Source organism: Streptomyces sp. SudanB182_2057 (genome assembly GCF_964272715.1).
GTDB classification, from domain to species: domain Bacteria; phylum Actinomycetota; class Actinomycetes; order Streptomycetales; family Streptomycetaceae; genus Streptomyces; species Streptomyces rubradiris.
Genome location: NZ_OZ186798.1, coordinates 8418939 through 8431056, shown reverse-complemented (window position 1 = coordinate 8431056; position 12118 = coordinate 8418939). Strand labels below are relative to the sequence as shown.

The 12118-nt window shown below is 72.4% G+C and carries 5 protein-coding genes; 4 read left to right on the top strand and 1 reads right to left on the bottom strand.

The genetic code is table 11. The features are described 5' to 3' along the window. Nucleotides 1-470: 470 nt before the first annotated feature. Nucleotides 471-1067 (bottom strand): hypothetical protein, encoded by a 597-nt coding sequence (locus tag ACSURM_RS37255; RefSeq protein WP_436960596.1) that lies wholly within the window; start codon nt 1065-1067, stop codon nt 471-473. A 203-nt stretch (nt 1068-1270) separates the two neighbouring features. Between ACSURM_RS37255 and ACSURM_RS37250 the strand changes: the two genes are divergently transcribed. The 4 genes from ACSURM_RS37250 to ACSURM_RS37235 all read left to right on the top strand — a co-directional run bounded on the left by ACSURM_RS37250 (nt 1271) and on the right by ACSURM_RS37235 (nt 12015). Beyond that, the gene (locus tag ACSURM_RS37250) at nt 1271-3613 is read left to right on the top strand and encodes an MMPL family transporter (RefSeq protein WP_436960594.1); all 2343 of its coding nucleotides are present in this window, start codon (nt 1271-1273) and stop codon (nt 3611-3613) included. 149 nt (nt 3614-3762) lie between these two features. Further along, complete coding sequence (locus ACSURM_RS37245) at nt 3763-10116, top strand: beta-ketoacyl synthase N-terminal-like domain-containing protein (RefSeq protein ID WP_436960592.1); 6354 nt, start codon at nt 3763-3765, stop codon at nt 10114-10116. Beyond that, on the top strand, nt 10109-10384 hold the full coding sequence (locus ACSURM_RS37240; RefSeq protein ID WP_436960590.1) for a hypothetical protein: 276 nt from the start codon (nt 10109-10111) through the stop codon (nt 10382-10384). The genes ACSURM_RS37245 and ACSURM_RS37240 overlap by 8 nt, the downstream gene beginning before the upstream one ends. Next, a complete protein-coding gene (locus ACSURM_RS37235; protein ID WP_436960588.1) occupies nt 10381-12015 on the top strand; it encodes a PfaD family polyunsaturated fatty acid/polyketide biosynthesis protein in 1635 nt (544 codons plus the stop codon). The genes ACSURM_RS37240 and ACSURM_RS37235 overlap by 4 nt, the downstream gene beginning before the upstream one ends. Nucleotides 12016-12118 lie beyond the last annotated feature (103 nt).

Sequence of the window (12118 nt, the reverse complement as noted above, 5' to 3'; positions counted from 1 at the left end):
GTCCTTGCACCCCTCCGCTCTCGGTTGACACATGACCGACGGGCCGGGTACGTGTGCCGTGGTTGACACACGTGTTGTGGTGGCTGGGGGATCCGATGACGATGATTCCGCCTGCTGTCGCGGGTGTGGTGGTAGCGAGGCCGGAACCGATCGCAGCCGCGCTCACGGCAAGCGCGGTAAGAGCCATGCGTGTAGTCACGCCCTGACAACGATGTTCGAAGCGTGAAGACACGGCTGTGGTGACTTGGCCCCGGATCCTGGACGGTGCTTGCGGCTTTGAAGCGCCTCACGTGGCGTTGAGATGAGCCGCATGATCTGAGCTTTCCGATTCTGGTCGGGCAGCCGATGCACGCCGTAGCGGCGCTGATGGCCGGCGAACGCGAAGAGGACAGGCCGCCACCGCGGCAAGAGGGACGTCCGCAGCGGCAAACTCCTTACTCCGGAAACCCGGGGTATCAGAGCCACAGCCCCTAACTCACGGTGGCGGTGCCGCGCAGACCTACACTGCGCAGTCCCCGCCCGTGGCAGGAGCTGACGCTCGTGGTGGGCACCGCCCGGCCGGTCATGCGCTGACCAGCCATCGGGCCCGAGGTGATCCGGCCGCTGAGGAACGAGTCGAGGGGCGTGTACCCGCCCACACCGGCCGCGGCGGGGGACACGGCCGAACGTCCCACGATCCGTCCGGTGCGTCCCGGCCCGGAGTACCAGGTGACGATGGCCGAGCCCCGAACGCCGGTCACTCGCGCGCAGGTGGCCCGGCCGCTGCCGCGTACGGTCAGCGTGCCCGAGCGGATGTTCTTCCGTCGGCCGTTCGGGGAGGTGCACTCGTTCAGGTTGACGGTGCCGCGCGCCGTCACGGTGTGTGGGCCGGCGGAGACCGCGGGGGTGAAAGTGACTGGCGCGGCGGTGCGCATCGAGCAGCGCAGGGTGGTCGCCGCGCCGTTCGAGAATGCGGTCTCCGGGGCCGCGGTGGCCGCCGGGCCGGTGAGGCTGACCGCCAGCATGGTGACCACCGCTGCCACCAGGGCGCGGCCCGGGTGGCGTTCGGTTCGGGTTCCACGAGTCATCGGTGCGCTCCTTGGAGGTGTTGTACGGGGCGGTGAAGACAGGCAAGTCGGTCTGTGTTCCGCCGTATCGGAAGTTAGCTATTTCAATGCGCTATCACCATCTAGCAGACGCTTTCGTCACTTGTTCGGCCCATGCTTCGTTGGGCGTCGGCAGAGCCGTGCGAATCCGCTGACTCTGTCCGCCTCCCCTCAGGAGAGACCGCATGCCACACCGAACCCAGGCCTCAGCCGACGTCCCGTCCGCTCGTGCCCGCACGCCGTGGTTCGAGGTCCTCGTCCGGCGGGCCTTCGCCCGGCCCTGGCCTGTGATGTGCGTGGCGGCTTTCACCGGGCTGCTGTGCGTGCTGGCCGCCGTGGGGGGCACCACCTCCTTCTCCAGTGGCGGCTACATCGCCTCCGGAACCGAGGCCACCCGCGCCGAGGCGGAGTTGGCGCGCCGCTTTGACGCTCCTGTGCCCGACGTCGTCCTGCTGGTGCGCTTCCCGGGGCGGGCCACCGATCCGAGGGCGGTCGCGCTCGGGCGGGCTCTGACACGTGACGCGGCAAGCCGTCCCGGCGTGCGCGAGGTGCTGTCGTACTGGACGACGGGACAAGGACGGCTGCTGTCCGGCGACCGCCGCTCCGCGTTGATCACCCTGGACCTGCGCGGAGACGAGAACGAGGCCGCACGCACCGCCGCCACGCTCGTCCCGCACCTCACCCGGAACCGGCAGGGGGTCCAGGTCAGCGCTACCGGAGCGGCGTGGGTAATGGCCCAGGCCACCCAGCTCAGTCGGACGGAGTTGATCCGTGCCGAGCTGGTCGGCGCTCCCCTGACGGGCTTGGTGCTCCTGCTCGCGTTCGGGTCGGTGGCCGCCGCACTGCTGCCCGTGCTGGTCGGTGCACTGGCGGTGGCCGGGACCTTCGCCGTGCTGCGGTTCGCCATGCTGTTCATGCCGGTGTCGGTGTTCGCGGCCAACGTGACCACGGCGCTCGGCTTCGGACTGGCCGTGGACTACGCGCTGTTCGTGGTCACCCGGTACCGCGAGGAACGCCGGACGTGTGCCGATCCGGCCGAGTGCGTCGTCGTGGCGCTGCGCACTGTGGGGCGTTGCGTGCGCTACTCGGCGGCGACCGTGGCGCTGTGCCTGAGCACGCTGCTGCTGTTCCCCGTCGGGTTCCTGCGTTCGCTCAGCGTGGCCGGGGTGAGTGTGGTGGTGTGTGCCGCGCTGGCCACCGTCCTGGTGCTGCCTGCCTCGCTCGCGTTGTCGGGAGACCGCCTCGTGGCCGGCGACCTGTTCGCCCGGCTGCGGCGCGGGCCGGAGGACGGTGCCCGGATCTGGCCGCGGATCGCCCGGACCGCCACCGCGCGCCCTGTGTCGGCCGTTCTCGGCTCGGTGCTCCTTCTGACGGCCCTGGGGCTGCCGTTCGCGCACGTGCGGTTCGGCGCCACTGATGAGCGGGTACTGCCCGCCGCCGCCGAGTCGCACGCCACTGCCCGGCGTGTCGAGGCGGAGTTCGACATGCCCTGGAACCGCACGATCGCCGTCCTCCTGCCTCGTGTCGACGCGCTGGAGCAGGCGGACCGGCTCGACGCGTACGCGGCTCGGGTGTCCGCGCTCGGCGGTGTGCGAGAAGTGATCACCGGAACAGGCACCTACCGGAGGGGGAGCCAGGTCGAGCAGGCCGGGCCCGACTCGCTGCCGTTCGTGGCCGAGGGAGCCAGCTGGATGGCTGTGCTGCCCGCGCAGGGGCCGGAACATGACCGTGAACTCGTAGAACGACTGCGGGCGCTGCCGACGCCGGACGGCGGGGCGCGCATCACCGGACGGCCCGCCCGTGTCCTCGACACCCAGGATGCCGTGCTCGGCACACTGCCCATCGCGGGCTGCCTGATCGTCGCCGGCGTGCTGTTCCTGCTTTTCCTCTTCACCGGTTCGGTCCTCGTCCCGCTCAAGGCGGTACTGACCGGCGTGGTGAGCCTCGGAGCCTCGTTCGGGGCCATGGTGTTCGTTTTCCAGGACGGTCACCTGCGCGGACTGCTGGGCGACTTCACTGTTACCGGAGAGCTGGAGACGTCGGTTCCGGTGCTCATGTTCGCGGTGGCCTTCGCGCTGTCGGTCGACTACGAACTCTTCCTGGTGTCCCGGATCGAGGAGAGCTACCGGCGGCACGGCGACCATCGCGCCGCCGTGCTCGGCGCGGTCACCTCCACCGGTCGGGTGATCACTGCCGCGGCGGCCGTGGTCGCGGTTGCCCTGGTGCCGCTGGCGGGTTCCGGCATCACCCTGCTCAAGCTCATGGGCTGCGGCTTGGCGTTGGCGGTCCTGATCGACGCGACCGTGGTGCGCGGCGTCCTGGTGCCGGCCCTGATGGTCCTCACCGGAGCGGCCAACTGGTGGGCGCCGCGCGGGCCGACACGCCTGCGACAGCGTCTCGGGCTGGACACCTGGCACCGGGCGGGGGTTCCCGAGGCATCGTTGCCGCCGCAGCCGTCCCCGCGTACGGTCGCGCACGAGCGGGCCGACACCGCCGGGCGGGGGCCTTCCGCTCCGCCGACCAGGTGATCTGCGCCCGCACTCGACCCCGCCGCGCGCTACCCAGGACCGAGATCGTCGTTTAAGGCAGCGTCCCGGCTCGGCGGCCTCGTCTGGCCTTTCCGCCCGGGTCGGCCCCGTCCCCGCACTCGATACCGCGAAGCGAGGTATATCCGGTCATGGCCGACATCGACCGCCGTATGGCGCACGATCCTCTGGCCGTCATCGGCCTGGGCTGCATGTTTCCCGGCTCGGACGACCTGCGCGGCTTCTGGCGCTCGGTGGTGGCCGGCCGGGACTGCATCGGCGAAGTGCCCTCCGCCTGGTGGGACGCGGAGGAGCACTACGACCCGGACGTCTTCGCTCCCGACAAGGTCTACGCTCGACGGGGCGGCTTCCTCGCCCCCCAGCGATTCGATCCCCTCGCCTTCGGGATGCCGCCGCGCAGCGTGGACTCCGTGGGCCTGGTACAACTGCTGGCCCTGCGGGTCGCCCAGGAGGCGCTGCGCGACGCGGCCCATGGACGTGACCGGTGGCACGACCCCGCCCGCACCGGAGTCGTTCTCGGCGTGTGCGGCGTCAACTCCACCATCATCCCGCTAGCCGCCCGGCTCTGGGCCGGCCATGTGCGGGACGTCGCGCTGCGCTGTGGCTTGACCCGCCGTGATATCGACACCCTGACCAGGGCGTTTCTTGAAAGCCTGCCGGAATGGACCGAGGACTCCTTCCCCGGTACGCTCGGAAACATCGTCTCGGGACGCATCGCCAACCGCTTCGACCTGGGTGCGGTCAACCACACCGTGGACGCCGCCTGCGCCAGTTCCCTGGCCGCCGTACGCGCCGCCGCCGACGAACTCCTCTCCCGCCGCGCCGACGTGATGATCACCGGTGGAGCCGACGCCGACAACAGCCTGCTGACCTTCATGTGCTTCAGCAAGACTCCGGCACTGTCCCCGAGCGGCCGGGTGCGCCCGTTCGATTCCGACAGCGACGGCACCCTGCTGGGCGAGGGCCTGGGCATGCTGGTCCTGAAGCGGCTCGCGGACGCGGAGCGCGACGGCGACCGGATCTACGCCGTACTGCGTGGCCTCGGCAGTTCCAGCGACGGACGCGCCAAGAGCATCTACGCGCCGTGCGGCCAGGGCCAGTTGCGAGCTCTCCGGGCCGCCTACGACGACGCGGACTGTCCGCCGCACAGCGTCGGCCTCATCGAGGCCCACGGGACCGGCACTCCCATCGGGGACGGCGTCGAGATCGAGGCGCTCGACACCCTCATGTCCTCCAGCGCCCGGTCCGCCAGCGTCGCGGTCGGCAGCGTCAAGTCCCAGGTGGGTCACACCAAGGCCGCGGCGGGCGCGGCCGGCCTCATCAAGGCGGTGCTCGCGCTGCACCACAAGGTTCTGCCGCCCACCATCGGGGTCACCACTCCCGCCCCCGCCCTGACCCGCGCGGGCACCCCGCTGTACCTCAGCACCCACGCCCGGCCCTGGATCCGCGACCCCGGCCGGCCCGTCCGCCGTGCCGGTGTCTCCGCATTCGGCTTCGGCGGCGTCAACTACCACGCCGTACTGGAGGAGCACCTTCCCCATGGGTCCCCCCGGCCCTCCCGGGCCGCCCACGAGCTGCCGGTTGCCTACCTGTGGCATGCCCCCACCCCGGAACTCCTGCTCGCCAACCTGACGTCCGGCGCCCCGGCGGCCCAGGAGCCCGCACCGGCCGGACACGCCCGCGTCGGCTTCGTCTGCCCCACGGACGACCGCTACAGCGACCTGTTCGACGCGACGGTGCGACAACTGCGCGCCGTTCTCGAGCAGGACGAGTGGGAGCACCCCGAGGGCATCCACTACCGGCGCCGCGCGCTGCCCGGAAACGCGCGCGTGGCTGCCCTGTTCGCCGGGCAGGGCAGCCAGTACGTCGGCATGGGCGCCGCCGCGGCCCTCGCCCTGCCCCCGGTGCGCCGCGCCTTCGACGACGCCAATGCCCTGTGCGCTGACGGCGACACATTGGCGGACGCCGTCTTCCCGCCACCCACCGCCGAACGGGAGCAAGCCGCCGAAAAGCGCCTGCGCCGCCCCGACCACGCGCAACTGGCCGTGGGCGCTCTGTCCCTCGGACAGTGGGACTTCCTGTGTGAGCTGGGCTTCACCCCGCACGCCGTCCTCGGCCACAGCTTCGGCGAGATCACCGCCCTACATGCCGCCGGCGTCCTGGACCGCGCCGGGTTCCTCACCCTCGCCCACGCACGCGGCACCGCCCTGGCCGCGATCACGGACGGGAACACCGACGCCGGTACCATGGCCGCCGTCCACGCCTCCCCGGAGCGCCTACGGGACCTGCTCGACGGCCACCGGGACCTGCGGATCGCCAACGCCAACGCACCCGACGAGCAGGTGGTGGCCGGTCCCACCACCGCCGTCGAGGCGTTCCTGGACTCCTGCCGGACCGCCGGCGTCGGGGCATTGCGCCTCCCTGTGGGCGCCGCCTTCCACACCCCTCTCGTCGCCCACGCCCGGGAACCCTTCGCCGACGCCTGCGCCGCGGTCCCGTTCGCCGCTCCCACCGTGACCGTGTACGCCGGCGCGGACGGGGCACGCTACGGCAAGGACGGCAACGCCGCCCGCACGACCCTGGTGAATCAGCTCACCGCGCCCGTCGACTTCGCCGCCCGCCTGCGCGAACTGCATGACGACGGTGTCACGGTGTTCGTGGAGTTCGGGCCCCGGCGCATCCTCGCCGGACTGGTTCGGCGCACCCTGGCCGGACGGCCCGTGGAAATCGTCTCCTGCGACGCGGCCGACCGCACCGGCGACTCGGCGGCCGCCCTCAAAGCCGCGGCTCTGCACCTGGCCGTGCTCGGTCTGCCCCTGACCGGCATCAACCGTTACGACGCGTCGCCGTCCCCGGACCCCGACGCCGCGTCCACGGTGGCCCGTACCCTGCACGGTCCCAACTTCGCCTTCAACGCCTCCCGGGAGGCCGGCCGCGCGGCCCTGCCTCCCCGTGCAGACGCGGTCCCCGGGCCGGTCGCTCCCTCGGTCCCACTCCCATCGGCACATGCGGCCTCGCCCAGCGAGCCGCCTCGGCCACCGATCACGCCGAGACCCGGCACGCATGCCGCGCTCGCGGAGGCGACGGCCGCGCATCTCGACGCCCATGTGCGCTTTCTGGACGGCCAGTTGCACACCGCACAGGAGCTCACCCGGCTGCTGGACACCGCGGTCCGCGGAGGCGGCGAGGCGGCGCCCCTCATCGAGGCCGTACAGGCGCTTTCCCGGCACGGTATGGCCGTCGGGGAGGCGCACATCCGGGCGGGTGAGGTGGTTACCGCCCTGCTCGATCCGGCCGCCGGTGACACCGTGACCTCTTGTGCCCAGCCTGCCGCACCAGCCACGATCGCGCCGGAGGGTTCCGGGGCCTCTCCCGCCCCCGCCGAACCCACGGCTCCCGCTGCCCCGGCCGCTCCCGTCCCGGCGGGCCGCGAGCCGGCCGATGGCGGCTCCGGCGACCGCTGGGCGGCTGTACGCTCCCTGCGCGACGGCACCGGACCGGTGGCCTCGAGCGCCGTCTGCGGCCCCGCGGATGTGGACGGACTCAGCCCGACCGAGGTCGAGCTGACCTTCCTGGAAATCATCGCCGAACGCACCGGCTACGACGCGCACCAGCTCGAACCGGACCTCTACATCCAGGAGGACCTGGGCATCGACTCCCTCAAGCAGGTCGAGATCGCCTCCGCCATCTGGCAGCGGTACCCCGTCATCAGCCGGGAGCAGTTGTTCGAGTTCAGCTCGGCGCGCACGGTCGGCGAGATGAGCCAGAAGTTCCGGTCGGTCCTGGACGGCAAGGGAGTCAGCGACATCACCTGGGGGATCATGCCGGAAGCCGGCGGGCCGCCCCCGGCCGCGCGCACCTACGTCACCCTGCGCCCTCTGCCCGCGCCCGACACGTGCGACACCCTGTTCCCCGACGCTCCGCGTGCCCTGATCGTCGACGACGGCAGTTCCCTCGCGGCGACGCTCGGCGACGCGCTGCGTGTCCGCGGATGGCAGGTGCACTGCCTCGGCCTGCCCGGCAGCACCTCCCCGGACGGCGGGCACACCCTGGCCGACTGGGGCGAGGCGGCCCTTGCCGCCGGGCTGCGGGCCGTCAGTGACCCGGGCGGCCCGCCGCACCTGGTACTGCAACCTGTCGGCCGGGACGCGGACGCCGCCGCGGACATCCTCGTCGCACGGCTCCAGCACAGCGTCCTGCTCGCCAAGCACGTCTGCCCCGCCCTGAACGAGACCGCCCGCACCGGCAGCCGGGCCGCGTTCGTCACCGTGACCCGGCTCGACGGCGCCCTGGGACACCGCGGCTCGGGCGGAGATACCACCGCCGCCCTCGCCGGTGGCCTGGCCGGGCTGGTCAAGACCGTGGCACTGGAGGCGCCCGCGCTGTTCTGCCGTGCCCTCGATCTCGACCCCGCGCTCACCGACGATGAGGCGGCCGCCGCCTTCCTCGCGGAACTCACCGACACCGCCGCCGACGTACGCGAAACCGGCCACGACCGGTGTGGACGCCGTACCACGACGCTCTGCGCCGAACCGGACGCGAGCATCCTGCCGCATGACCCCGCCACCCCCGACCTGACCGAGGAGGACGTCCTGCTGGTGTCCGGCGGCGCCTCCGGGATCACGGCCTGGTGCGTGCGGGCCCTCGCACGCGCCCACCGCTGCGGCTTCGTCCTCCTGGGCCGCACCGACCCGCCGCCTGCAGGCGATGCGCCCGACGGCACTCCCGGTGACCGGAACCCGCGTACGAAAGAGATCGCGAAACTCCTCAAGGAGCTGCGCGCCGACGGGATCACCGTCGACTACGTCAGCGCGGACCTTCTGGACGCCGATGCCGTCGGCCGGGCCCTGGCCCCGCACCTGCCCCGCATCACCGGACTCGTCCACGCGGCCGGGGTCCTGGGCGACAAACCGCTGCGCGACAAGACCCCGGAAGCCGTGGCCCGCGTCGTAGGCACCAAACTCACCGGCCTGCACCACCTCATGGGCGTGCTCGACCAGACCCGGCTGCGCCATCTGATGGTCTTCTCCTCGATCGCCGGCTATTGGGGCAACGTCCGCCAGTCCGACTACGCACTGGCCAACGAGTCCCTGGTCCGCCACGCCTGCGCCGTCAAGGCCGCCCGGCCCTCCACCCGGGTCACCGCCCTGGTCTGGGGCCCCTGGGAGGGAGGGATGGCCGCCCCCATGACCGACCTGTTCCGCGGCCAAGGCGTTCCCGTCCTCACCCGCGAAGAGGGATGCGGCCACCTGCTCGACCTCACCCGGCAGGCTTCCCACGTGGACGCCGTGGCCGTGATCGGCCCCACCACCGCCCCCGTCCGGCGCACCGACCGCCTGCCCGGCACCGTCCGTGCCACCCGCTCCCTGCGCACCACGCACCACGAACCCGTCCTGCGCGACCACAGCTTCGGCGGCTTCCCACTGCTGCCCCTGACGGCCGCTGTCGGCTGGGGCATGAACGTCCTTGAACGCTCCCTGGGCGGACAGACCCGGGTCCACGCCTGCCACGACTTCCGGGTACGCCGCGGCCTCTACTTCGACGGCAGCCAACCCGACCTGGCAACCGCCGTCGCCGTCCGGAAAAAGGACGGCACCGGCGCCCACCTCACGATCACAGCAACCGACGGCTCGCCGCATCCCTGCTATGAGGCCAATTACGTCTGGGGCCCCGAAATCCCGGCAGCGCCGGCCCGCATCGCCGTGCCCACAGGCCACCTCGACGGCACCATCCACCGCGCCTACGAGGAAGGCTTCTTCTTCCACGGCCCCACCCTCACCGGCCTGCGCGACGTCCTCTCCGACACCCCCGAGCGACTCGTCCTCAGCGCCCGCATGCCCGACCCCCCGCTGTCCGCCGGCGCCTTCGCCACCCCACTGTTCAGCCCCGGGCTGAGCGACCTGCTGCTGCAAGCCGCAGCACTCCTGGTGCGCTCCCACCACGGCCGGGCCTGCCCCCCGATCAGTGTCCGTTCGGTCGAACTGTTCGCCCCGCTGCCCGACAACGCCCCTTTCCTCGTCGTCGCCGAACTGGAGAACACCACCCCCGTGGGCGCCCACTGCACCGTGACCGCGTGCACACCGGACGGCGACATCCTCCAGCGTTGGAGCGGAGTGACCCTGGTCAACCTCGGCCCGGACGAGTTGCTGTCCCGTTTGCGAGGAGCTGCGACAGCATCGGCGCCGGCCGACGGCGGCGCGGTGCCCCGGTTCTCACGCACGCCCTCCATGACCGCCGGGACAAGCCGTGCCCCCGGCCTCCCGGTGTCGGCGAAGCCGCCGACGACCCTGCCCTCTGCGCCACCGCCGCCACCGGCCCGGGCTGCGGGAACAGGTTCTCCGGCTTCCGCGCCGTCCGAGGTCCTGGCCCCGGCGGCAGCGCTCTCGGCCGCCGGCCTGGCCGGGGATCCGGCTTCGGCGCGCTCCGCTCGGACGCACGAGGCCCCCGGCAAACCCCACTCCCCGGAAGGAGCCCGTCGTGTCTGAGCTGGCTTTCGACGGCACGCCGCTGCACACCCTGCTCGCCCAGGATCCCGCCCCGGCGACAGCCGCTTGCCCCCTGCCCGACCCGAGCGGAGCGGCTTGTCACACCGCCGCCGCACAGCCTCCGGCGACGGTGCTGCGCGAGTTCTCCCTCCTGCTGGCCGACCAGGTCCAACGGGCGCACGTTGCCGTGCTGACCGCCCATCACGCCATCGCCCGCCACCAGGTACGCCTGGCGGAGGAATCCGCGGGCACCGGACTCGACCGGTGACCCCGCCACAGAGCCCGGCGGAGGTGCGAGCCGTCCTGGAGGCCCTGCACCGGCCTTGCTACGTCACCGGCCCGTCGCACGACATCCGGCTGACCCACGACCGGCCCACCCCGGCGCGGCCCCTGCTCGCCTATGCCCCGCCACTGCCGGCCGAACGCCTCGGTGCTCCGGCCTTCCGCGCCCACCACGGCGTCTCCGCCGCTTACCTGGCCGGGGCCATGGCCGTCGGCATCGCGTCCATCGACCTCGTCTGCGCCCTGTCCCGTGCCGGCTACCTCGCCTCCTTCGGTGCGGCGGGCCTGGCGTCCGAGCGGCTCGACGGCGCCCTGGCCGAACTGCGGCGGCGCCTCGGTGACGGGCCGTACGCCTGCAACCTCATCCACAGCCCTGCCGCTCCCGAGCTGGAGCGGCACTGTGTCGATCTTTGCCTGCGCCATGGCGTGCGCTGTGTGGAGGCATCCGCCTTCGTACAGCTCACGCCGGATCTCCTGCGCTACCGGCTCAGCGGCCTGCGCCAGGATCCACAAGGGGCGGTGGTCACCGCTCACCGCCTGATCGCCAAGGTGTCCCGTCCGGAGGTCGCCCATCTCTTCCTGCGCCCCGCGCCTGCGGCGATGGTGGCCGAGCTGGTGCGGGCCGGGCGCATCGACGCCGAACAGGCCGCTCTGGCGGACCGGGTGCCGGTCGCCGACGACATCACTGTGGAGGCCGACTCAGGTGGTCATACCGATCGCAGACCGCTGATGGTGATCCTGCCCTTGATCGCGGCGCTGCGGGACGACCTCGCGCTGCCGGGCCGCCCGCCGGTGCGGATCGGGGCCGCCGGCGGCCTCGGCACCCCGGTCGCGATCGCCGCGGCCTTCGCGGCGGGCGCGGACTACGTGGTGACCGGCTCCGTCAACCAGGCATGCGTGGAGGCGGGCACCTCCGCGGAGGTCAAGCTGCTGCTGGCCGAGGCCGGACCCACCGACGTGGCCATGGCCCCGGCCGCGGACCTGTTCGAGCAAGGTGGCACGGTCCAGGTCCTCACCCGGGGCACCCGCTTCGCCCAGCACGCCGGGTACCTCTACCGCCTCTACCGCGACCACCACGGCCTCGACGCGCTGCCCGCCCACGAGTTGCGTCGACTGGAAGCGACCGTTCTGGGCCGACCGCTGGGCAAGGTGTGGGAGGAGACCGCCGCGTATCTGCGCGCCCGGGCCCCTCGGGAACTCAGCCGCGCGGACGGGGACCCGAAACACCGGATGGCGCTGGTGTTCCGCTGGTACCTGGCCACGGCTTCGCGCCGGGCCCTGCGGGGCGAGACGGATCACGCCGCACACTGGCAGATCTGGTGCGGCCCTGCCATGGGAGCCTTCAACGCCTGGACCGCCGGCACACCGCTGAGCCGCCCGGAACACCGACACGCGGCGACGGTCGCCACCAGCTTGCTTCGCGGCGCGGCCTTCCTGACCCGGGTCCACGGCCTGCGCGCCAACGGCGTTACCCTGCCCGCCGAGGCCACCCGCTGCCGCCCCCAACCGGCGCCGACCGCACTCGCCCGGGTGCCGGCACCGGCTGTCCGTACCACCCCGGGATCCTCCTGGAGAGGACCGGACCACGTAGTCCGCGCCCACGGGGATAAAGGATGACGTTTCCAGAACAGCCGGTGTCCTCCAGGCAGTAATACCGTTGTACAAGGTGTGTGATGGCGGGAGGCCCCGGTGGCGCTGTCCGCGCAGGGCCCGAGGGCGA